Below are 20,548 nucleotides of genomic sequence, written 5' to 3'. Positions count from 1 at the left end.
CTTTCCCGCCTGCTCTATGCTGATACTCCGGTTTGCATACAGGAGCTATCATGTCTGACATTGCCTCACGAAATATTCACCAGCACCTTCTCTCCCTTCTTGATGGCGAGCGGGCCCGCTTTCGCGTTATCGAACATGACGCCGTCGGTAAATGCGAAGCCGTATCCGAACTGCGGGGAACCGCGCTGGGTCAGGGCGCCAAGGCCCTGGTGTGCAAGATAAAGGGCAACGGCGTTAAACAGCACGTACTGGCGGTGCTGGCGGCCGATCAGCAGGCGGACCTCGGCAAACTTGCAGCCCACCTCGGGGGACTTAAAGCCTCGCTGGCAAGCCCCGCAGAAGTCGATGCGCTGACCGCCTGCGTATTTGGCGCCATCCCGCCCTTCAGCTTTCATCCCGACCTTAAACTGATCGCCGATCCGCTGCTGTTCGAGCGCTTCGATGAAATCGCCTTCAATGCCGGACTGCTGGAAAAGTCGGTGGTGATGAATACTGAAGACTATCTGCGCATTGCCCGACCGGCGCTGGTGGCGTTTCGCCGCACCGTCTGACGCGGTATTAATGGGGAAAAAAAGTCTGCCAGTTGGCGCGTTTCTGCGTAAAGTGAGCAGGCTAACTTTCTCTTTCTGGCAAGGACACCCATGTTTGACCCGACTCTGCTTATTCTGCTGGGGCTGGCTGCCCTCGGCTTGATCAGCCATAACACCACCGTTGCCGTGGCCATTCTGGTGCTGATCATCGTGCGCGTGACGCCGCTGAACGGCTTTTTCCCCTGGATTGAAAAGCAGGGGCTGACCGTCGGCATCATTATTCTGACCATCGGCGTGATGGCGCCTATCGCCAGCGGCACGCTGCCGGCGTCCACCCTGCTCCATTCGTTCGTCAACTGGAAGTCGCTGATAGCCATTGCAGTGGGTATTTTCGTCTCCTGGCTCGGCGGGCGCGGTGTACAGCTGATGGGCACCCAGCCGCAGATGGTGGCAGGACTGCTGGTCGGCACCGTGCTCGGCGTCGCGCTGTTTCGCGGCGTGCCGGTGGGGCCGCTTATCGCCGCCGGACTGGTGTCGCTGCTTATCGGGAAGGCGTAGCCAGCGAGCTTAAATAGCGCCCCGGCGTCTGCCCGAGCCCTTTACGGAACATGGTGATAAAAGCGGTGGTGGAGTCATAGCCCAGCGCATGGGCCACCTGCTGCACGCTCTGCCCGCGCACCAGCCCCTGCAGCGCCAGGATCAGCTGCAGCTGCTGGCGCCAGCGGCGGAAGCTCATCCCGGTCTCTCTGACCACCAGCCGTGAGAGATTGCGTTCGCTCATCGCCAGCCGCCGCGCCCACTCGCCCAGGGTTTGCCGGTGGGTCGGTTCGGCGGCCATGCTGTCGACCATCTGGCGGATTTTCGGGTGGGCCGATACCGGCAGCCGGAGGTGCTGCTGCGGCTGCTGCGGCAGTTCATCAAATAGCACCTGAATCAGCCGCTGTCCGGCGCTCTCCTGCCGCAGAGCTTCGCCGCGGGCCGCGAGGGTAAGGATCAATTCCCGCACCAGGGGCGAAATCTCCAGCGTGCAGCAGCGGTCCGGCATCTCAGCCGCGCCCGGTTCGATAAAGAGAAAGCAGAGCCGCGCCCCGGCGGTCGCGCGGTTGCTGTGCATCACCTGCCCGGGGATCCACACCGCGTACTGCGGCGGCACCATCCACATGGCATTTTCCACTTCGCAGGTGATGGCGCCGTGCAGGGCGAGGATCAGCTGCCCCTTGCGGTGCCGGTGGGCGGGAATAAACGCTTCATCGGCGGCCACCTGAATGCGAAAGGCGACCGCCGGTTCATGCTGCAGGTCAGGCTCAAAGCCGTCAAGAACGAGTCCCGTCATCCATTTTGTCCGGTTTTAGCGATTATTTGTCATTCTAGCTTGATTGATGCAGTGCGCAAAACCGCTAAGCTGTGCCCACCTGCAATAAATCGAGAAAAACATGAGTACTGCGTTCACTATCGCCCGTAAACAGAATCTGCTGCTGGTTATCGGCATCCTGCTCATCGCCACGACGCTGCGCGTCACCTTTACCGGCGCGGCGCCGCTGCTGGACAACATTCGCGCCGAATATGGCCTGACTACCGCGCAGACCGGGCTGCTCACCACCCTGCCGCTGCTGGCCTTCGGGCTGATTTCACCGCTGGCCGCGGGCATCGCCCGCCGCATCGGTATGGAGCGCAGCCTGGGCACAGCCATGCTGCTGATCTGCGGCGGTATTGCCATACGCTCCCTGCCCGCCCCCTGGCTGCTGTTCACCGGAACTGCCATTATCGGCTGCGGAATAGCGCTGGGTAACGTGCTGCTGCCGGGGCTGATTAAGCGCGATTTTGCCGGACACGTTGCCCGCCTGACCGGCGCCTACTCGCTGACCATGGGCGGCGCGGCGGCGCTGGGTTCGGCGCTGGTGGTGCCGCTGGCCCAGGTCGGCCTCGGCTGGCGCGGCGCGCTGCTGGCGCTGATGGTCTTTCCATTGCTTGCGCTGCTTATCTGGCTGCCGCAGCTGCGCAACCGCGCGCCCGGCACCATCACCGGTCCCGGCAACCTCAGTAACAGGGGGATCTGGCGTTCGCCGCTGGCGTGGCAGGTCACGCTGTTTCTCGGCATCAATTCGCTGGTCTACTACGTGGTTATCGGCTGGCTGCCGGCCATTCTGATAAGCGGCGGCTACAGCGAGGCCCAGGCGGGATCGCTGCACGGTCTGCTGCAGCTTGCGACCGCTGCGCCGGGGCTGCTGATCCCGCTGGTGCTGCACAAGCTGCGCGATCAAAGAGGGATAGCCATTAGCGTCGCGCTGATGTGCGCCGTCAGCGCGGTGGGCTACTGGCTGCTGCCGCAGTATTCGGTCGCGTGGACGCTGATTTTTGGCTTCGGCTCCGGGGCCACCATGATCCTCGGCCTGATCTTTATCGGCCTGCGGGCGGGATCGGCGCACCAGGCGGCGGCGCTTTCCGGCATGGCGCAGACCGTAGGCTATCTGCTGGCCGCCTGCGGCCCGCCGGTGATGGGTAAAATCCACGACGCCACCGGCAGCTGGAACATTCCGCTACTGGCAGTGGCGGTGATATCGCTGATTATGGCGCTGTTTGGCGGCCTGGCCGGGCGTAACCGCGAAGTGCAGTGATATAGCCCGGCCGACGCCGGGCGAGTTGTTAATTTGCCGCTGCGCGCAGGAAGGCGTGGACCAGCGGCGCCGGGCGCCCCGCCAGCGCGTTGCGCTCGTGCTGAAACAGCGTGGCGACGAAGAAAGGATGTGTCGTCAGCTCAACGGCGCGGATCTCGCCTTCTTCATCCCAGCCGCTTACCCGCAGCGGCCCGGCCTCCAGGCCCGCGGCAAACTCTGGTGCGATGCCGTAATTGCAGTGATATCCCTCTTCGATGCTCTCCCTGCCGTAGGCTTTAGCGATCAGCGTATTGGGCCGCAGTTCGATAACATCAGACTTCTCCACCAGCGAGCAGGCCAGCGGCGCAATCACCATGCGGCCTTCGCTGTCGGTCTCCGCGTGGGCCGCATCTTCCCAGCCCAGCACATTGCGCGCATATTCGATGATAGCGTGCTGAAATCCGCCGCAGGTCCCGAGAAAAGGGAGACCGTTTTCGCGGGCGTGGCGAATCGCAATAAACGCGCCGTCTGCATTCTGATAAGGGCTGGCCGGAACGACCCAGACGGCGTCAAAACCGCTTAGCGCATCCGCGCTTTGGATATCGCGGGTGGCCAGCCATTCATACTCCACCGTCAGCGCCAGTACGGCAGCGGCATCGTCGATGGCAAGCGGAATGGCCTTATGGGCAATGACGTCAGGATTAACGTCGCCGACAAGGGCGATGCGAAGCGGTTGGATAGCGCTGGTGTGTTCCATAGAGAGGTCCTTATGCGTTGCGGTTGGGGGCTACATAAGGAACCTCAGATTACCGGGATTGCGATATAATGACAATATTTTTAGATGCTGAGGCGGCGGCATTTACGCTGCCGCCTTCGGGAACGAGAGAGCAGGAGCAGCGGCATGATTCAGCTTAAGCGGGTATACGATGCGGCGGACGTAACAGACGGATATCGTGTTCTGATTGACAGGCTGTGGCCGCGGGGCATTAAAAAAGAGGCGCTGCAGTTGGACGAGTGGTGTAAAGCGCTGGCCCCTTCAGGCGACCTGCGTAAAGCGCTTCACAGTGAGGTGATTGATTTCAGCAGCTTTCGCCAGCGCTATCTCGCAGAGCTTGAGCAACAGGCTGACGAAGGCCTGCGTATTGCCGGGCTGGCGCAGCGGGGAACGGTGACGCTGCTGTATGCCGCCAAAGCGGACAGCCAGAATCACGCGCAGGTTCTGGCCAGGTGGCTCCGCGGCCTGAAGGCATGATACCTCAGGGCTGCTTGTGGTCGCGACGGTAGAGCTCCCACTCATCTATCGTCTCGCCGCCGGGCAGCCGGCAGTTGCTGCTCACGCCCTGCGGCGTCTCTACCGGCACCAGCGTGCCGCCCTTCTGCTGACAATAGACGGATGCAGGATTCGCCATGCCCACTGTTGGCGGCGGCGGCGCATCGTTGTGCTGAGCGCATCCCGCAAGCGGCAGCAGCGAAAGCGCTAAATAGCCGGCACGACGCACTGTCGCGATCTTATTCAATTTCATAGTCACCTTCACGATTTCTCCATTTTAGCTGCACTTTTATTGCGTAAATTAGCTCCGTTCCCGCACTGACCCGGGAACAGATCATTCCATAATCAATGAGTTTTTGCCCCGTCTCCCCCGGCGGGGCTTTTTTTCGCGGATGCCGCTCGGCGGGCTTCGTCGCCTTCGTGAAGTTCATGCTTCATCCGGTACATATCCGCATCCGCCAGCTGGATGGTTTCATCCAGATCGCCCTGAAATAGCGATACGCCCCATGATACCGAGAGCGGGATTTTCGCGCCACCGGCGGTAAAATCGCTGTCGACGATCCGCTCGGCGACTCTGCCGGCAATGCTTTTGGCCTCGGCCAGCGGCGTCTGATTGAGCAGAATGACGAACTCATCGCCGCCGGTGCGGATCACCAGATCCTTCTCCGAGCGCACGTTGAGCATCATCTGCCGGGCAATAATCTGCAGCGCCCGATCGCCAACGCCGTGACCCCATGTGTCATTGATTGCCTTAAATTTATTACAGTCCATCAGAATCACCACCGAATACTCGTCCTGCCGGTTACGGATAAACTCCATGATTTTACGCGTAAAGCAGCCGGTCAGCGGATCGGTATACGTTTTAATATCGTGCAGGTTCAGGCGCTTGCGCAGAAAAAAGGCTATCAGCAGAAACAGCAACGGCGACAGGACAATAGCCACCGACGCCGCCGGATCGCGGATCGCCAGCAGGTAGAGCGGCAGCGCGTAGCGAAACGCATAGCGGCTGGAGATCTGGCGCGTTACCTGCGGACGCAGCCAGGAGCAGCTCTCCGTCAGGCAGACTGATTCCCGGGTCGATAGGTTGTACAAAGAGACCATCAGTCCGGGAGGCAGCGCGCCGGCAAAAGCATTCGTCAGCTCTCGCCCCAGCTCCTTTTGCGAATGATCGTAAAGCAGATAGCCGACGATATGCGACGAGACATCCTCCCCGGAAAGATCGTAGATGTAGCTGACGATACTGTATGCCCTGCCGCCGGTGATTTTGTCGCTGTAAAAGTCCGTCGCGCTGCTGGCTTTGATCCTGACATTTTTTTGCAGTACGCGGTCATAAAAAGAGACCGGTGGTGTAAAAAAAGCGGCAGGATCTTTCGCCATGGACGAGTCGCTGAAGCTGAATAGCGTTGAATCTTCGGGCGCGAACCAGTACAGCCATTCGGCGTCGCGGGCGATGATGTAGCGATGAACGTTAAATTCACCGGGGTTAAGCTCGTTTATTTTGTGGCGAATGAATTCCGCGGCCGCATACATGCAGCGGCCATCCTGGCTGGCAGCGCGGGAAATCAGCGTGCCAAGCGCCGGGTTCAGCCTTGTCTTATCGCCATTGATCGCCCAGCTCCCGTTATCAAGGCGTCTGAAGTCGCTCATCTCACCGCAGCGGTTAGCGTTGCGAAGCTGCTGGAAGCGAACGCCCGTGGCATCGGCAATCAGTTCATTGTCATTGAAGACAATGATCATCCGGGTGATCATTTCGCTCATGCCATTACTGACTTGGCTCAGCCGGTTCTGGTGGAGGAAAAACACCCACAGGGTCAGGCAAATCAGCGTAATGGCGGCGGAAAACAACAGCGCCTGCCGCTTTCTTACCCCGTCCTGAACGTTTTTCACTGCGACACCACTAAAATTGTCAGTATATTCAATTACAATCTAGCGGATACGGCCCCGTTTCGCCACGGACGCGGTCAACAAAAGAGTACATCACCGCTACGCGTGTAACGGGCGCAGCAGCGGGTAGGTGAAGAACAGCAGATGGCAAAGATTAAAGCCCGCGTGAAAGAGTACGGCAACCCAAAGCCTGCGGCTCCACATCCACGCCAGGCCATAAACCAGCCCGGCAAGCGTGGCAAAAAACATCAGCAGCGGGCCGCCGCTGAAGTGCGCCAGACCAAATAGCAGCGAGGCGATTAACATCGCCGGCGCCGCGGATAGCCACCGGGTCAACCGCTGCTGGATCCAACCGCGAAACAGCGCCTCTTCGGCGAACGCAACAAACAGCACGTTGGCGAAAAGAAACTGCGGCAGCCACGCGGGGAAGTGAAACTCCCTCTGCAGACCGCCGACCAGCGCGGCGAGCATCAGCAGTGCCGGTATGCACAGCGCTAAAACCCCCCAACGCCAGGCCGCTACCGGGTGCTTTTTGCCATCGGTAAACAGCGTACTGATGACCATGAAGGCGACAAAAGGCACCAGCGCTTTATCGATGTTGTAGTACATCGTGAAAGGCGCGCTCAGCGGCCCCGCCCGAACGCCATCCAGCACCTTCAGATTGTGAAATCCGGGCAGTTGGTGAACCATCAGCGCCAGCGCGGCGATAAAGAGCAGAAGCTCCAAGCCTGCCTGCAGCACGGGTTTTGCCTTCGATTTATGCCACGCGACGGCGAGCAATATGATCAGGCCAATGCTGGCCAGCGCCCGCCAGTCAAGCACGCCCTGCGCGGCGGCTAGTACGATCGCTAAAACGGCCGGGAAGCCGGCGATGCGGCGATTAAACGGCAGCAGGACTAATGATAACGCCAGAATAAACCACATAAATGAACCATTCCTTTGCAGAGTTTGTCTGACCTGTTATTTAACATTTCAAAATAAAAGTCACAAGATTAACTGATTGAGAAAACAGGCAATGGCATATTTTTTATTCTCTGCGGGAATTGCCGTTACGGCGCAGTTGGGCATATAGACTGAAATTAAACGACAAAAACCGCCCGAAGGCGGTTTTATAGCACAGTTCGCTGCATCCCCGGCATAAGCGCGCGGGAATTATTGCCGATAAGCATTCATGCCATGATTTGCTTGCACGGCAGAATAGATATTATCGAAAGTTACCATTGCCGATTTGCAAAAAATACATTTGGCACCGAACGGATTTTTTTCAGAGACATCAAAATGCGATACTCTGTATTGAGACCCGTGGCAGCATGGGCAGCGAAAATGAATAGCGTCAGTAATAGTGATGTCCTCAGAGCGCCACTACATTTACTGCTGAAGGGCCTTTGGCACCATTTTCAACAGCAAATTCAACTTTTTGGTTTTCGTGCAGCGTGCGGAAGTCATCACTCTGAATCGCAGAGAAGTGCACGAACACATCTTTACTGCCATCTTCCGGAGTAATAAAACCAAAACCTTTATCTGCATTAAACCATTTCACCAGACCGGTCATTTTAGTCGTCATCTTTCGTTCCTTATTATTTATGTCGCCCGCAGGCATTAGGGTCTGAAAAAAAGATATCAGAGAGGAAAAAGAACTGAAGAAGAGACATCAAAGGAGAGACTAATGATGGAGCAACTTGAGAGAACTGATTCGGATATCGTTTATTGTCAAACCGATAAGCCATTAACGCATGATAGGGTTTAAGTCGCAAGCTTTATTGCACAAAGATTTGTCAGCAGCGCTGACAAATCAAAAAAATGCTGGCTGATGTCGCAGCGCCGCTCACCGGCAGGTCAGGCGATATCGCCCTCCTGCTCTTGTGCATGAGCGGCAGAGGTTTTCCCTTCGGGGCACCAGAGGGAAAGGATTTAATGGCTGAACAGATCGCGCTTTTTCGGTTTCAGCGGCTGGGCAATCAGTACCAGTATTGCAACAACCAGATAAGCCGCAAAAATGCCCAGCAGCCACTGGGGCATTTCCAGGGTCAGAAACGACCACTGGCGCTCAGCGCAGTCGCCGGAGGCCACGAACACCTGCGGTAGCCACTTATCGAGCGGTAGCCAGGCAGGGAAACGGGCGGCGAAATCGCAGGTCATAAACGGCGAGGGATGCAGCTGAATCATGGTGTGTTCCCAGGAGAGCTGCAGGCCGCGCAGCGCGCTGTAGATCCAGATGACGATCGCGACATAGCGCAGCGGCGTCTTCGGGGCAATGGCTCCCACAATGCCCGCCCCCATAACGCCAAACAGCGCACTGCGCTCATAAATGCAGAGCACGCAGGGCTTCAGTAACATGACGTGCTGGAACCAGAGCGCGACCATCTCCAGCGCAAAAGCGGTCAAAGCCATCAGCAGCCACGCTCCGCGTCCGCGGGAGCATTGATTCAAATATCGCAACATAATTATTTCCCTGAAAGAGGCTAAATCAGTGCAGTGTAAACCAAAACATGCTGTTAGCCACTCGCTAAAAGGTGACAGTCTCTATTTCCGGACATTTCGTCCGGTTATGCTGTCTGACCGCCTGTTTTGTTTAATGGCTCATCCCCGCAGGCACGGTTAACCAGCCCTTGCTCATTAATAAATCCGTATACGGCATCAGCGTAAACTCCACGCACAGCAGTCCGACCAGCGTCAGTACCACGGTATAGGGCAGCGCCATCCACACCATGCGTCCGTAGGAAAGGCGGATGAGCGGCGCCAGCGCCGAGGTCAGCAGAAACAGAAACGCGGCCTGACCGTTGGGCGTTGCTACCGACGGCAAATTCGTGCCGGTATTAATGGCTACCGCCAGCATCTCAAACTGCGGGAGCGAAATAGCGCCGTTCTCAAGGGCGGATTTTGCCTCGTTGATATAGACCGTGCCGACAAACACGTTATCCGATATAGAGGAAAGCAGACCGTTAAAGAGATAAAACAGCGACAGCTGGGCGTGCGGCGACGCCTGCAGCACGAAGTCCACGATCGGCGCGAACAGCTGCTGATCGATAATCACCGCCACCACGGCAAAAAAAACCGTCAGCAGGGCAGTAAAAGGCAGCGACTCGGTAAAGGCTTTACCGATGGCGTGCTCGTCGGTAACGCCGGTCAGCGCAGTGGCAAAAATAATCACCGTCAGACCAATTAGCCCGACCTCCGCCAGGTGCAGCGCAAGGGCGATAATCAGCCAGATGCCGATAATGGCCTGTACCACAAGCTTCAGCGTCTCCTGCCGCGTGCGCTTCTGACGGCTGCGGGTGTCATACTCCTGCAGTACCGCGCGAACGGCGTCAGGCAGCGTTTCTCCGTAGCCAAACAGCTTAAATTTCTCAACCAGCATGCAGGTCAGCAGGCCGCAAATAAATACCGGTAATGTCACCGGCAGCATGCGCAGGAAAAATTCGCTGAAGTGCCAGCCGGCGGCTTTCGCAATGATCAGGTTCTGCGGCTCGCCCACCATCGTCATTACCCCGCCGAGGGCTGTGCCGACGCCGGCGTGCATCATCAGGCTGCACAAAAAGGCGCGAAACTTCTCCAGCACTTCGTGGTTGTAGGCGTCGAGGTGGCTATCGTCCTGCAGATCGCTGTCTTCAGGCCGGGACGAGGCGAAGCGATGGTAGATGCCGTAAAAACCCACCGCAACGCTGATGATCACCGCCACAACCGTCAGGGCATCAAGAAACGCCGACAGAAAAGCCGCGGCAAAGCAAAAAGCCAGTGAGAGCAGCATTTTGCTGCGAATGCTCAGCAGCAGCCGGGTGAAGATAAACAGCAGCAGCTGTTTCATAAAGTAGATCCCGGCGACCATAAACATCAGCAGCAGCAAAACTTCAAGATTGTTGGCAATCTCCTCGCGGACGTGTTCCGGGCTGGTCATGCCAATCATCACCGCTTCAACAGCCAGCAGACCGCCCGGCAGCAGCGGATAACACTTAAGCGCCATGGCCAGCGTAAAGATAAATTCTGCCACCAGCAGCCAGCCGGCCGCAAAGGGGCTAACGATAAACAGCAGCGGGTTTATCAGTAAGAAGAAGATAAGCGTGAGTTTGTACCAGTCTGGCGACTGGCCGAGAAAGTTGCGCCACAGGGCGCGAGAATAAGAGATGTCCACGACAGTTTTCCGGTCCCGTCAAAAAAGAGTATCCAGCGAGCAGCCAAAGTATCAGCCCTGCCCGGCCGGTTTCAAGCAAATCTGCGGTAATCAAAATGATAAAAATAGAACGGCGATCCCTTTTTAATTCATCTGACCCGCTATCTGGCCCTTTGTGCCTCTGGTATGATGAGTTCCAAATTAGAACGCTGTGTAATGGAAATCTTATTATGGTTATTAAGGCGCAGAGCCCGGCGGGCTTCGCGGAAGAGTACATCATTGAGAGCATCTGGAATAACCGCTTCCCTCCCGGCTCTATCCTCCCAGCAGAGCGTGAGCTATCCGAACTGATTGGCGTTACGCGCACCACCCTGCGTGAAGTGCTGCAGCGTCTGGCCCGCGACGGCTGGCTGACCATTCAGCACGGCAAGCCGACCAAAGTGAACAACTTCTGGGAGACGTCCGGTCTCAATATCCTCGAAACGCTGGCGCGCCTCGACCACGACCGGGTCCCGCAGCTGCTCGATAACCTGCTCTCCGTGCGTACCAATATTGCCACTATCTTTATCCGTACCGCTTTCCGCCAGCATCCCGATAAGGCGCTGGAGGTGCTGGCAACCGCCACAGCCGTCGAAGACCACGCCGATGCGTTTGCCGAACTCGACTACAACATCTTCCGCGGGCTGGCGTTTGCCTCCGGTAACCCGATCTACGGTCTGATCCTTAACGGCATGAAGGGGCTCTACACCCGCATCGGCCGCCACTACTTCGCGAACCCGGAGGCCCGCGCCCGCGCGCTCGGCTTCTATCATGAGCTGAGTAAAGTGTGCGAAGAGGGTCAGCACGACAAGGTCTACGAGACTGTCCGCAGCTACGGCCACGACAGCGGACTCATCTGGCACAAAATGCAGAAAACCATGCCCGAGAGCCGTTAATACCCCCCTCCCCGCGCAGGCGCGGAGAGGGCGGGCTGCATCCCTGCTGATTCAATTGTTCCCTGTCCCGACGCTCACCCGGTGATAAATGGCACCCGCGGCGCGACGGCGCACATCAGTTCATAACCCACCGTGCCGACGCAGGTGGCGACATCGTCTATCTTAATATCCCTGCCCCACAGCTCGACCGGCGTGCCGATCCCCGCCTGCGGACAGGGCGTGAGATCGACCGTCAGCATATCCATCGATACGCGGCCCACGGTGCCGGTGCGGATGCCGTCCACCAGCACCGGCGTCCCGTGCGGGGCAATACGCGGATAGCCGTCGGCGTAGCCGCAGGCGACAACCCCGATGCGCTGAGGCCCGCTCGCTCTGTAGGTGCTGCCGTAACCCACGGTCTCTCCGGGCTTCAGATTCTGAACGGCGATAATTTCGCTGCCGAGCGTCATCACCGGCTTCAGCCCGCTGTTGGCGATATCCTGCCACTGGCCGCTCGGCGACGCGCCGTAGAGCACGATGCCCGGACGGACCCAGTCGAAATGCGCCTCCGGGTGCCAGAGGGTGGCCGCAGAGTTGGACAGCGAGCGCGGGCACGCCAGCCCCTCCGCCGCCTGCTCAACCCTGCGCATCGCCTCATCAATGCCCTGCGGACTGTCGGCGTCGGCAAAATGGGTCATCAGCGTCATATCGCCGACGTTTTTCATCGCCCGCAGCTGCTGCCAGACGCTGTGGACGCGGTCGGGCGTGAAGCCCAGGCGATTCATGCCGCTGTTTACCTTCAGGTAGATATCCAGCGGCGCCCGCAGCTGCGCGTTCTGAATGGCCTTCAGCTGCCAGTTGCTGTGCACGCTGGTGGTCAGCCGGTATTTATCGTAAAGAGGCAGATCGTCGGCGTGAAAGAAGCCCTCCAGCATCAGAATCGGCCCCTTCCAGCCGCGCTCGCGCAGCAAAATCGCCTCTTCGATATTGAGCATGGCAAACCCGTCGGTCGCGCCAAGGGCGTTCCAGACTCGCTCGATGCCGTGGCCGTAGGCGTTGGCCTTGACCACCGACCAGACCCGCGAGTTCGGCGCGGCGCGGCGCACCACGGCCAGGTTGTTTTTCAGCGCCTGCAGATCGAGTCTCGCATAAACGGGACGTGTCATCTCTTCACCCTTATCCGTGCGCGCCGTGCAGCTGCTGTGAGCGGGAAGGCGTAAAGCCCGGCGCATAGCGCGCTACGCTTAAGTCCTCAAACGGGATAGCCGGCGTGCGCCCGGAGATAAGGTCGCTCAGCAGCTGCCCGGAGCCGCAGGCCATCGTCCAGCCCAGGGTGCCGTGTCCGGTGTTCAGCCACAGATTTTTATAGGGCGTGCGGCCAACGATCGGCGTGCCGTCCGGCGTCATCGGGCGCAGGCCGGTCCAGAAGGTTGCCTGCTCAATGAAGCCGCCGCGCGGGAACAGATCGCCCACCACCATCTCCAGCGTTTCGCGGCGTGGCTTGAGCAGGGCTTTATTAAAACCGACGATCTCCGCCATGCCGCCGACGCGGATGCGCTGGTCGAAACGGGTGATGGCAATCTTATAGGTCTCGTCGAGGATCGTGGAGACCGGCGCCCCGCTCTCCTCTTTGAGTGGTATGGTCAGGGAGTAGCCCTTCAGCGGATAGACGGGAATGTCGACCATGCCCTTCATCATCGCCGTTGAGTAGGAGCCAAAGGCCATGACGTAGCCGTCGCCTTTAATAACCTCATCGCCGCACTGTACGCCGCAGAGGCGGTCGCCTTCGACCAGCAGCTTATCGACCGGCGTGTTAAAGCGAAACACCACCCCGGCCTGGCGCGCCATCTCCGCCAGACGGCGGGTAAAGAGCTGACAATCGCCGGTCTCATCGTTGGGCAGGCGCAGGCCGCCGGTGAGCTTATGAGCCACCTCGGCCAGCGCCGGCTCGGCTTCGGCAAGCCGCGATGACTCCAGCAGCTGATAAGGCACGCCGGCGTCTTCGAGCACAGCGATATCGCGGGTCGCGTTTTCATACTGCTTCGCGGTGCGGAACAGCTGCAGCGTCCCGCCCTGGCGGCCTTCGTACTGAATGCCGGTGGACTCGCGCAGCGCCTTCAGGCAGTCGCGGCTGTACTCCGACAGGCGAACCATGCGGCCTTTGTTCTCGGCGTAGTGGCGGGTGTCGCAGTTGCGCAGCATCTGCCACATCCAGCGCAGCTGAAACTGCGTGCCGTCGAGGCTTATCGCCAGCGGCGCGTGGCGCTGAAACATCCACTTCACCGCCTTCAGCGGTACGCCGGGGGCCGCCCAGGGCGCGGCGTAACCGGGCGAGATCTGCCCGGCGTTGCCGGCGCTGGTCTCTTCCGCCGGACCGGTCTCGCGATCGATAACCGTCACATCGTGACCCGCCTGGCGCAAATACCAGGCGCTCGCCACACCGACAACTCCACTACCCAGAATGACCACATGCATTGCTCAACGCTCCAGATAAGTAAAAGAATAATCATCTAATTACAAATTGATAACTCAGTTGAAAATATTATTCAACATACGCTTTAGTTATGGTGATTAAACTCACACAGGCCGCGCACTGCGGGAGGTGGCGGGTTTTACGATCTCCTGCTGCGCCTGGAATTTCTCCAGCATTAAATGCTGACTTTTCGAAGCGAAAAGGGTCATAAAATTGAGAAATCGCGAAGAAAAAAATTTGTCATTGGCGCGTACCGGCGCGGGGTGTTCTATTCTTGATCTGAGGCTCTCCGTACAGAGGGAGCCGCCAACAATGAGGGCGCGCTAATGGCTACGATTGACTCCATGAACAAGGACACCTCACGTCTGAGCGATGGACCCGACTGGACCTTCGATCTGCTGGATACCTGGCTTGCGGAGATCGACAGGGTAGCGAAGCTCTACCGGCTGGATACCTATCCGCATCAGATTGAGGTCATCACCTCAGAGCAGATGATGGACGCCTACTCCAGCGTCGGGATGCCGATTAACTACACCCACTGGTCGTTTGGTAAAAAATTCATCGAAACCGAGCGGCTCTATAAGCACGGCCAGCAGGGCCTGGCCTATGAAATCGTCATCAACTCCAATCCCTGCATTGCCTATCTGATGGAAGAGAACACCATGACCATGCAGGCGCTGGTCATGGCCCACGCCTGCTATGGCCATAACTCTTTTTTCAAAAATAACTATCTGTTCCGCAGCTGGACCGACGCCAGCTCCATCGTTGACTACCTGATCTTCGCCCGCAAATACATTACCGAGTGCGAAGAGCGCTACGGCGTTGATGAGGTCGAAAAACTGCTCGACTCCTGCCACGCGCTGATGAATTACGGCGTGGACCGCTACAAGCGCCCGCAGAAAATCTCCCTGCAGGAGGAGAAGGCCCGGCAGAAAAGCCGGGAAGAGTATCTGCAAAGCCAGGTGAATATGCTGTGGCGCACCCTGCCGAAAAAAGAGGAAGAGAAAACAGAAGCCGCTGCCCGCCGCTACCCTTCCGAGCCGCAGGAGAACCTGCTCTACTTTATGGAAAAGAATGCGCCGCTGCTGGAGCCCTGGCAGCGCGAGATCCTGCGCATCGTGCGCAAGGTGAGCCAGTATTTCTACCCGCAGAAGCAGACTCAGGTGATGAACGAGGGCTGGGCCACCTTCTGGCACTACACCATCCTCAACCACCTCTACGACGAAGGCAAAGTCACCGACCGCTTTATGCTGGAGTTTCTGCACAGCCACACTAACGTCGTCTATCAGCCGCCGTATAACAGCCAGTGGTACAGCGGCATTAACCCCTACGCGCTGGGCTTTGCCATGTTCCAGGACATCAAGCGCATTTGCCAGTCGCCAACGGAAGAGGATAAATACTGGTTCCCGGACATCGCCGGCTCCGACTGGCTGGAGACGCTGCATTTTGCGATGCGCGACTTTAAAGACGAGAGCTTCATCAGCCAGTTCCTGTCGCCGAAGATCATGCGCGACTTCCGCTTCTTTACCGTGCTCGACGACGACCGCAACAACTATCTGGAGATCTCGTCCATTCATAACGAAGAGGGCTACCGCGAGATCCGCAACCGGCTATCGTCGCAGTACAACCTCAGTAACCTGGAGCCGAATATTCAGGTGTGGAACGTCGATCTGCGCGGCGACCGCTCCCTGACCCTGCGCTACGTACCGCACAACCGCGCTCCGCTGGATATGGGGCGCCGGGAAGTACTCAAGCATGTCCACCGGCTGTGGGGCTTTGACGTTATGCTGGAGCAGCAGAACGCCGACGGCAGCGTCGAGCTGCTGGAGCGCTGCCCGCCGCGGCAGAATGTGCTCTGACAGCGCGTTTCGTGACGACAACGGGAGCCGCGGGGCTCCCGTTTCTTTTTATGCATTTTATTTTGAAGCGAGATTCAGAAAATGAAATGCCGCAGGCGGCGCCTGTGGATTTAAAAATGGCGGAGATTATGATGCTTGCGGGTGCCTGAAGCTTTCTGTTTCAGGCAACAGTTGATCAGAAAGAGAAAAGGCCCCGAGTGATTTTTCAATCAACCCGAGGCCCCTCGCATACTCGACATATGCAAGGTTAGCCTCTTACCACGTCGAAAGCAACGTCCCATTTTGTCTAAAATCGGATGCTGCGACAGGGCAAGGAGATGCTGCCATGAAGCCGAAAAATACCGTTGTCTGGTGCCTGATTATCGTCTGCCTGACGATACTGGCATTTACGCTGCTGACCCGCCATTCGCTTTACGAATTGCGATTCCGGGACGGCAGCCGGGAAATTGCGGCGATGATGGACTGTCACTCCCGTAAGTAAGAGCAACCGGCGGGGAGCACTCCCCGCCACCGCACAGTCGGATAGCGGGCGTTTTCGGGCACCCTTCTCTTAAAATTATTCCGCGTCTCGGATAGTTCCGTAATGGCGTCTACTGAGTCGCAATTCGCACTCAGCCTGCCAGACTTACGCTTTATTAACTCATTAACAATATGGTGTAAAAAATGAAAGTCTGGATTGCGCTCTCGCTTATCGCCGCCCTCAGCTGCTCACTTATGGCCTGCAACGGGGAGTTTGGCTATTCCACCGCGCAGACGGGACAGCAGCATCAGCGCTAATGCATTCCTGACTTCTGTGAGCGTCATTATTGTGCCAATAAAAAAGGGAGCCTTCCGGCTCCCTGATGCATCAACCCGCAGGCTGAATTACATATTCGCGATAATCGCGTCGCCAAACTCAGAGCATTTCAGCAGCTTAGCGCCGTCCATCAGACGTTCGAAGTCATAGGTCACGGTCTTGGCGGCAATAGCGCCTTCCATGCCTTTAACAATCAGGTCTGCGGCTTCGAACCACTCCATGTGGCGGAGCATCATCTCTGCGGACAGAATCACGGAGCCCGGGTTTACTTTGTCCTGACCCGCGTACTTCGGCGCGGTGCCGTGGGTCGCTTCGAACAGCGCGCACTCGTCGCCGATGTTGGCGCCCGGCGCGATGCCGATGCCGCCAACCTGCGCGGCCAGGGCGTCAGAGATGTAGTCGCCGTTGAGGTTCATACAGGCGATAACGTCGTACTCGGCCGGGCGCAGCAGGATCTGCTGCAGGAAGGCGTCGGCGATCACGTCTTTAATGATAATCTCTTTGCCGGTTTTCGGGTTTTTGATCTTCTGCCACGGGCCGCCGTCGATCAGTTCGCCGCCGAACTCTTCTTTCGCCAGCTGGTAGCCCCAGTCTTTGAAAGCGCCTTCGGTGAACTTCATGATGTTGCCTTTGTGTACCAGGGTCACGGAGTCGCGGTCGTTGGTGATAGCGTACTCAATGGCCGCGCGCACCAGGCGCTTGGTGCCCTCTTCCGAGCACGGCTTGATGCCGATGCCGCAATGTTCCGGGAAGCGGATTTTCTTGACGCCCATCTCTTCGCGCAGGAATTTAATCACTTTTTCCGCGTCGGCAGAGTCGGCTTTCCACTCGATGCCGGCGTAGATATCTTCAGAGTTCTCGCGGAAGATAACCATGTCGGTATCTTCAGGACGCTTCACCGGGCTCGGGGTGCCTTCATAGTAGCGTACCGGGCGCAGGCAGATGTACAGATCCAGCTCCTGGCGCAGGGCAACGTTCAGGGAGCGGATACCGCCGCCAACCGGCGTGGTCAGAGGCCCCTTGATGGCTACGCGGTATTCACGGATCAGATCCAGCGTTTCTGGTGGCAGCCAGACGTCCTGGCCGTAAACTTTGGTAGATTTTTCACCGGTGTAGATTTCCATCCAGGAAATTTTGCGCTCACCGCCGTAGGCTTTTTCAACCGCGGCGTTAACCACTTTGATCATCGGGGGGGTGACGTCAACGCCGATGCCGTCGCCTTCAATGAACGGGATAATCGGATTGTTTGGGACGTTAAGTTTGCCGTTTTGCAGGGTGATTTTCTGGCCTTCCGCCGGAACAACTACTTTGCTTTCCATTAACCTCTCCTTCGAGCACTTCTGGTCATTGCCCTTTCTGTATCGCGTTCCCTGTGCGTGTCCGTTACAGCGCGACCAGGCGGGAGCAATATTTTTGTTAAAATTTTGTAATGAGCCCGTTGATACTACCTTAATGTCGGGCGCCATGAAAGGTCTTCGTAATTAGGCTATAATGCGGCAATTGCGATAGCCTGAAAATACCATGCGAAGAACTTCTGTTAAAAATCACAAGCTTGAGCGATTCAGCTCACGTTCTGCCCCCCGGCAGCATAAAAAACCACAGCCGCAGCGGGTCATTCTGTTTAACAAACCCTACGACGTGCTGCCGCAGTTCACCGATGAAGCCGGGCGCGCTACCCTGAAAGCGTACATTCCGGTGGCGGATGTCTACGCCGCGGGCCGGCTCGATCGCGATAGCGAAGGGCTGCTGGTGCTGACCAACGACGGCGCGCTGCAGGCGCGGCTGACCCAACCCGGCAAGCGCACCGGTAAAATCTACTACGTGCAGGTGGAGGGCCAGCCGGATGAAGCTGCGCTCGGCGCCCTGCGCACCGGGGTAACGCTTAAGGACGGCCCGACACTCCCCGCCGGCGTCGAGCGAGTCGGGGAGCCCGCCTGGCTGTGGCCGCGCAATCCGCCGATCCGCGAGCGTCAGTCTATTCCCACCAGTTGGCTTAAAATCACCCTCTACGAGGGCCGCAATCGCCAGGTGCGGCGGATGACCGCCCACGTTGGCTTCCCTACCCTGCGCCTGATCCGCTTCGCAATGGGCGACTACACCCTGAACGGGCTTGATAGCGGCCAGTGGAGGGAACTCACTACGGAGAGAAAACCATGAAGCGCTATATCGCTATTCTGGCGCTGCTTGCGCCGCTGGCAGCGGGTGCCGCCAGCTTCGACTGCGCGAAGGCCAGCGCGCCGGATGAGAAGGCCATCTGCGCGCATCTGGCGCTGAACGATAAAGATGTCGAGATGGCCACGAAGTATCAGTTCCTGAAAGGGCTGTTCGCCATGGGCGCACGCGGCGCGCTGCAGGACAGTCAGCAGGCGTGGCTGAAGACCCGCCGCCAGTGCGCCGGCAGCGTCAGCTGCCTCAACAGAGCCTATGACCAGCGCCTGCGTGAACTGGATAAGGTCTACGCCGGGATCAATAAACCGCTTTAAAAGGAGAGCGCATGTTCAAACCGCACGTTACCGTCGCCTGCGTGGTCCACGCGCAGGGCAAATTTCTGGTGGTGGAAGAGACGATTCGCGGTAAAGCGACGTGGAATCAGCCCGCAGGCCACCTCGAAGCTAACGAAACGCTGCTGGAGGCCGCCGGGCGCGAGCTGTGGGAAGAGACCGGCATCCGCGCCGTCCCGCAGGAATTTGTACGTATGCACCAGTGGACCGCCCCCGACAAAACGCCGTTCCTGCGCTTTCTATTCGCCATCGAACTGGATGCCCCCTGCGCCACCGAGCCGCACGACAGCGACATCGACCGCTGCCTGTGGGTTACCGCCGATGAGATCCTCACCGCCGATAATCTGCGCTCGCCGCTGGTGGCGGAAAGCATACGCTGCTGGCAGAGCGGCGTGCGCTGGCCGCTGGAGATCGTCGGCGCATTTAACTGACCCGTCACATAAGGGTGTCAACCTCGGGGCCGCGTGCTAGAATACGCCGCCTCGAAGTTCATAGTTGTGAGTAATCCATGTCAGATAACAGCCAGAAAAAAGTGATCGTCGGCATGTCCGGCGGCGTCGACTCCTCGGTCTCAGCCTACCTTCTGCAGCAGCAGGGCTATAAGGTAGAGGGCCTGTTCATGAAGAACTGGGAGGAAGACGATGGCGAGGATTACTGCACCGCAGCGGCCGATCTGGCCGATGCCCAGGCCGTCTGCGATAAGCTCGGCATTGAGCTGCACACCGTTAACTTTGCCGCCGAATACTGGGACAACGTCTTTGAACTGTTCCTTGCAGAGTACAAGGCGGGCCGTACGCCGAACCCGGATATTCTGTGCAACAAAGAGATCAAGTTTAAGGCCTTCCTCGAATTTGCCGCCGAAGATTTAGGCGCCGACTACATCGCCACCGGCCACTACGTGCGCCGCGCCGATGTTAACGGCAAGAGCCAACTGCTGCGCGGCGTCGATAGCAATAAAGACCAGAGCTACTTCCTTTATACCCTGAGCCATCAGCAGATTGCCCAGAGCCTGTTCCCGGTCGGCGAACTGGAAAAGCCGGAGGTGCGCCGCATCGCCGAGCAGCTCGACCTGGCCACCGCGAAGAAAAAAGACTCTACCGGCATCTGCTTTATCGGCGAGCGCAAGTTCCGCGACTTCCTCGGCCGCTACCTGCCCGCTCAGCCGGGCAAAATTGTCACCGTGGACGGCGACGAAATCGGCGAGCATCAGGGCCTGATGTACCATACCCTCGGCCAGCGCAAGGGGCTGGGTATCGGCGGCACCAAAGAGGGCAGCGAAGAGCCGTGGTATACCGTCGATAAAGACGTTGAGAACAATATTCTGGTGGTGGCCCAGGGGCACGACCACCCGCGCCTGATGTCCGTGGGCCTGATTGCCCAGCAGCTGCACTGGGTCGATCGCGAACCGCTGACCGGCACGCTGCGCTGCACGGTGAAGACCCGCTATCGCCAGACTGATATTCCCTGCACCGTCACATCGCTCAGCGAAGATAAAATTGAGGTTCGCTTTGACGAGCCCGTCGCGGCCGTAACGCCCGGCCAGTCCGCCGTCTTTTACAGCGGCGACGTGTGCCTGGGCGGCGGCATTATCGAGCAGCGCCTGCCGCTGCCGGTTTAAC

Annotated in this window: 23 protein-coding genes; 11 read left to right on the top strand and 12 right to left on the bottom strand. The window is 58.3% G+C overall.

Annotated elements, in window-relative coordinates:
* Positions 1–50: 50 nt before the first annotated feature.
* Together ENGE1_RS08975 and ENGE1_RS08970 are read left to right on the top strand one after the other, a co-directional pair.
* On the top strand, positions 51–551 hold the full coding sequence (locus tag ENGE1_RS08975) for a YbaK/prolyl-tRNA synthetase associated domain-containing protein (protein ID WP_048252501.1): 501 nt from the start codon (positions 51–53) through the stop codon (positions 549–551).
* 90 nt (positions 552–641) lie between these two features.
* Positions 642–1,088 carry a DUF441 domain-containing protein gene (locus tag ENGE1_RS08970; protein ID WP_043084444.1) on the top strand — a complete coding sequence of 149 codons (447 nt, stop codon included), beginning with the start codon at positions 642–644 and terminating at the stop codon, positions 1,086–1,088.
* On the opposite strand, the gene ENGE1_RS08965 is transcribed toward ENGE1_RS08970, so the two are convergent.
* Complete coding sequence (locus tag ENGE1_RS08965; RefSeq protein WP_043084445.1) at positions 1,072–1,863, bottom strand: AraC family transcriptional regulator; 792 nt, start codon at positions 1,861–1,863, stop codon at positions 1,072–1,074. The two genes, ENGE1_RS08970 and ENGE1_RS08965, sit on opposite strands and share 17 nt — an antisense overlap.
* A 100-nt stretch (positions 1,864–1,963) precedes the next feature.
* On the opposite strand from ENGE1_RS08965, the gene ENGE1_RS08960 reads away from it, so the two are divergent.
* Entirely contained in the window at positions 1,964–3,145 is a 1,182-nt protein-coding gene (locus ENGE1_RS08960; protein ID WP_043084446.1) for a CynX/NimT family MFS transporter, read from the top strand.
* Between the two features lie 28 nt (positions 3,146–3,173).
* Here the strand turns inward: ENGE1_RS08960 and ENGE1_RS08955 are convergent, their stop codons facing one another.
* A complete protein-coding gene (locus ENGE1_RS08955) occupies positions 3,174–3,881 on the bottom strand; it encodes a CTP synthase C-terminal region-related (seleno)protein (protein ID WP_043084447.1) in 708 nt (235 codons plus the stop codon).
* A 144-nt stretch (positions 3,882–4,025) separates the two neighbouring features.
* Between ENGE1_RS08955 and ENGE1_RS08950 the strand changes: the two genes are divergently transcribed.
* Positions 4,026–4,376 carry a DUF488 domain-containing protein gene (locus ENGE1_RS08950; RefSeq protein WP_048252500.1) on the top strand — a complete coding sequence of 117 codons (351 nt, stop codon included), beginning with the start codon at positions 4,026–4,028 and terminating at the stop codon, positions 4,374–4,376.
* A 4-nt stretch (positions 4,377–4,380) separates the two neighbouring features.
* On the opposite strand, the gene ENGE1_RS08945 is transcribed toward ENGE1_RS08950, so the two are convergent.
* From ENGE1_RS08945 to nhaB, 7 genes are all read right to left on the bottom strand, one after another.
* Positions 4,381–4,647 carry a putative hemolysin gene (locus tag ENGE1_RS08945; RefSeq protein ID WP_048252744.1) on the bottom strand — a complete coding sequence of 89 codons (267 nt, stop codon included), beginning with the start codon at positions 4,645–4,647 and terminating at the stop codon, positions 4,381–4,383.
* A gap of 92 nt (positions 4,648–4,739) precedes the next feature.
* Entirely contained in the window at positions 4,740–6,281 is a 1,542-nt protein-coding gene (locus tag ENGE1_RS08940; protein ID WP_072062240.1) for a GGDEF domain-containing protein, read from the bottom strand.
* 96 nt (positions 6,282–6,377) lie between these two features.
* Entirely contained in the window at positions 6,378–7,202 is an 825-nt protein-coding gene (locus tag ENGE1_RS08935; protein WP_048252498.1) for a CPBP family intramembrane glutamic endopeptidase, read from the bottom strand.
* A 228-nt stretch (positions 7,203–7,430) separates the two neighbouring features.
* Positions 7,431–7,619 carry a cold shock small protein YmcF gene (gene ymcF, locus ENGE1_RS28965; protein WP_071883458.1) on the bottom strand — a complete coding sequence of 63 codons (189 nt, stop codon included), beginning with the start codon at positions 7,617–7,619 and terminating at the stop codon, positions 7,431–7,433.
* Between the two features lie 10 nt (positions 7,620–7,629).
* The gene (gene cspE / locus ENGE1_RS08930) at positions 7,630–7,842 is read right to left on the bottom strand and encodes a transcription antiterminator/RNA stability regulator CspE (RefSeq protein WP_043084454.1); all 213 of its coding nucleotides are present in this window, start codon (positions 7,840–7,842) and stop codon (positions 7,630–7,632) included.
* 347 nt (positions 7,843–8,189) lie between these two features.
* Positions 8,190–8,720: a disulfide bond formation protein DsbB gene (gene dsbB / locus ENGE1_RS08925; RefSeq protein WP_043084455.1), complete on the bottom strand. Its 531-nt coding sequence runs from the start codon at positions 8,718–8,720 to the stop codon at positions 8,190–8,192.
* A gap of 130 nt (positions 8,721–8,850) precedes the next feature.
* A complete protein-coding gene (gene nhaB, locus ENGE1_RS08920; RefSeq protein ID WP_048252497.1) occupies positions 8,851–10,407 on the bottom strand; it encodes a sodium/proton antiporter NhaB in 1,557 nt (518 codons plus the stop codon).
* A 209-nt stretch (positions 10,408–10,616) separates the two neighbouring features.
* On the opposite strand from nhaB, the gene fadR reads away from it, so the two are divergent.
* Positions 10,617–11,321 carry a fatty acid metabolism transcriptional regulator FadR gene (gene fadR / locus ENGE1_RS08915; protein ID WP_043084458.1) on the top strand — a complete coding sequence of 235 codons (705 nt, stop codon included), beginning with the start codon at positions 10,617–10,619 and terminating at the stop codon, positions 11,319–11,321.
* Positions 11,322–11,395: 74 nt separating this feature from the next.
* Here fadR and dadX read toward each other — a convergent pair whose 3' ends face one another.
* Together dadX and ENGE1_RS08905 are read right to left on the bottom strand one after the other, a co-directional pair.
* On the bottom strand, positions 11,396–12,466 hold the full coding sequence (gene dadX, locus ENGE1_RS08910) for a catabolic alanine racemase DadX (protein ID WP_048252496.1): 1,071 nt from the start codon (positions 12,464–12,466) through the stop codon (positions 11,396–11,398).
* A gap of 10 nt (positions 12,467–12,476) precedes the next feature.
* On the bottom strand, positions 12,477–13,775 hold the full coding sequence (locus ENGE1_RS08905) for a D-amino acid dehydrogenase (protein ID WP_043084460.1): 1,299 nt from the start codon (positions 13,773–13,775) through the stop codon (positions 12,477–12,479).
* 324 nt (positions 13,776–14,099) lie between these two features.
* Between ENGE1_RS08905 and ENGE1_RS08900 the strand changes: the two genes are divergently transcribed.
* Together ENGE1_RS08900 and ENGE1_RS08895 are read left to right on the top strand one after the other, a co-directional pair.
* The gene (locus tag ENGE1_RS08900) at positions 14,100–15,632 is read left to right on the top strand and encodes a SpoVR family protein (RefSeq protein WP_043084461.1); all 1,533 of its coding nucleotides are present in this window, start codon (positions 14,100–14,102) and stop codon (positions 15,630–15,632) included.
* 325 nt (positions 15,633–15,957) lie between these two features.
* A complete protein-coding gene (locus tag ENGE1_RS08895; protein WP_048252493.1) occupies positions 15,958–16,113 on the top strand; it encodes a type I toxin-antitoxin system Hok family toxin in 156 nt (51 codons plus the stop codon).
* Positions 16,114–16,496: 383 nt separating this feature from the next.
* On the opposite strand, the gene icd is transcribed toward ENGE1_RS08895, so the two are convergent.
* Entirely contained in the window at positions 16,497–17,747 is a 1,251-nt protein-coding gene (icd, locus tag ENGE1_RS08890; protein WP_043084463.1) for an NADP-dependent isocitrate dehydrogenase, read from the bottom strand.
* A gap of 202 nt (positions 17,748–17,949) precedes the next feature.
* On the opposite strand from icd, the gene rluE reads away from it, so the two are divergent.
* From rluE to mnmA, 4 genes are all read left to right on the top strand, one after another.
* Positions 17,950–18,585 carry a 23S rRNA pseudouridine(2457) synthase RluE gene (gene rluE, locus ENGE1_RS08885; protein WP_048252492.1) on the top strand — a complete coding sequence of 212 codons (636 nt, stop codon included), beginning with the start codon at positions 17,950–17,952 and terminating at the stop codon, positions 18,583–18,585.
* A complete protein-coding gene (locus ENGE1_RS08880; protein ID WP_048252491.1) occupies positions 18,582–18,911 on the top strand; it encodes a lysozyme inhibitor LprI family protein in 330 nt (109 codons plus the stop codon). Before rluE ends, ENGE1_RS08880 begins: the two co-directional genes overlap by 4 nt.
* 11 nt (positions 18,912–18,922) lie before the next feature.
* Positions 18,923–19,360: an NUDIX hydrolase gene (locus ENGE1_RS08875; protein ID WP_045288424.1), complete on the top strand. Its 438-nt coding sequence runs from the start codon at positions 18,923–18,925 to the stop codon at positions 19,358–19,360.
* A 77-nt stretch (positions 19,361–19,437) separates the two neighbouring features.
* Complete coding sequence (mnmA, locus tag ENGE1_RS08870; protein ID WP_043084468.1) at positions 19,438–20,547, top strand: tRNA 2-thiouridine(34) synthase MnmA; 1,110 nt, start codon at positions 19,438–19,440, stop codon at positions 20,545–20,547.
* Position 20,548: the final 1 nt, after the last annotated feature.

Origin of the sequence: Pluralibacter gergoviae ATCC 33028 = NBRC 105706 (genome assembly GCF_001598855.1) — a bacterium.
In the GTDB taxonomy this organism is placed as follows: Bacteria; Pseudomonadota; Gammaproteobacteria; order Enterobacterales; family Enterobacteriaceae; genus Pluralibacter; species Pluralibacter gergoviae.
The sequence above is the reverse complement of the archived record's forward strand: the minus strand, read 5'-3'. Positions and strand labels throughout refer to the sequence as shown.

Bases quoted from the DNA above. Each gene is read 5' to 3' on its own strand.
- ENGE1_RS08975 (WP_048252501.1), top strand. From the start codon at position 51: ATGTCTGACATTGCCTCACGAAATATTCACCAGCACCTTCTCTCCCTT.
- ENGE1_RS08970 (WP_043084444.1), top strand. From the start codon at position 642: ATGTTTGACCCGACTCTGCTTATTCTGCTGGGGCTGGCTGCCCTCGGC.
- ENGE1_RS08965 (WP_043084445.1), bottom strand. From the start codon at position 1,863: ATGACGGGACTCGTTCTTGACGGCTTTGAGCCTGACCTGCAGCATGAA.
- ENGE1_RS08960 (WP_043084446.1), top strand. From the start codon at position 1,964: ATGAGTACTGCGTTCACTATCGCCCGTAAACAGAATCTGCTGCTGGTT.
- ENGE1_RS08955 (WP_043084447.1), bottom strand. From the start codon at position 3,881: ATGGAACACACCAGCGCTATCCAACCGCTTCGCATCGCCCTTGTCGGC.
- ENGE1_RS08950 (WP_048252500.1), top strand. From the start codon at position 4,026: ATGATTCAGCTTAAGCGGGTATACGATGCGGCGGACGTAACAGACGGA.
- ENGE1_RS08945 (WP_048252744.1), bottom strand. From the start codon at position 4,647: ATGAAATTGAATAAGATCGCGACAGTGCGTCGTGCCGGCTATTTAGCG.
- ENGE1_RS08935 (WP_048252498.1), bottom strand. From the start codon at position 7,202: ATGTGGTTTATTCTGGCGTTATCATTAGTCCTGCTGCCGTTTAATCGC.
- cspE (WP_043084454.1), bottom strand. From the start codon at position 7,842: ATGACGACTAAAATGACCGGTCTGGTGAAATGGTTTAATGCAGATAAA.
- dsbB (WP_043084455.1), bottom strand. From the start codon at position 8,720: ATGTTGCGATATTTGAATCAATGCTCCCGCGGACGCGGAGCGTGGCTG.
- fadR (WP_043084458.1), top strand. From the start codon at position 10,617: ATGGTTATTAAGGCGCAGAGCCCGGCGGGCTTCGCGGAAGAGTACATC.
- dadX (WP_048252496.1), bottom strand. From the start codon at position 12,466: ATGACACGTCCCGTTTATGCGAGACTCGATCTGCAGGCGCTGAAAAAC.
- ENGE1_RS08905 (WP_043084460.1), bottom strand. From the start codon at position 13,775: ATGCATGTGGTCATTCTGGGTAGTGGAGTTGTCGGTGTGGCGAGCGCC.
- ENGE1_RS08900 (WP_043084461.1), top strand. From the start codon at position 14,100: ATGGCTACGATTGACTCCATGAACAAGGACACCTCACGTCTGAGCGAT.
- ENGE1_RS08895 (WP_048252493.1), top strand. From the start codon at position 15,958: ATGAAGCCGAAAAATACCGTTGTCTGGTGCCTGATTATCGTCTGCCTG.
- icd (WP_043084463.1), bottom strand. From the start codon at position 17,747: ATGGAAAGCAAAGTAGTTGTTCCGGCGGAAGGCCAGAAAATCACCCTG.
- rluE (WP_048252492.1), top strand. From the start codon at position 17,950: ATGCGAAGAACTTCTGTTAAAAATCACAAGCTTGAGCGATTCAGCTCA.
- ENGE1_RS08880 (WP_048252491.1), top strand. From the start codon at position 18,582: ATGAAGCGCTATATCGCTATTCTGGCGCTGCTTGCGCCGCTGGCAGCG.
- ENGE1_RS08875 (WP_045288424.1), top strand. From the start codon at position 18,923: ATGTTCAAACCGCACGTTACCGTCGCCTGCGTGGTCCACGCGCAGGGC.
- mnmA (WP_043084468.1), top strand. From the start codon at position 19,438: ATGTCAGATAACAGCCAGAAAAAAGTGATCGTCGGCATGTCCGGCGGC.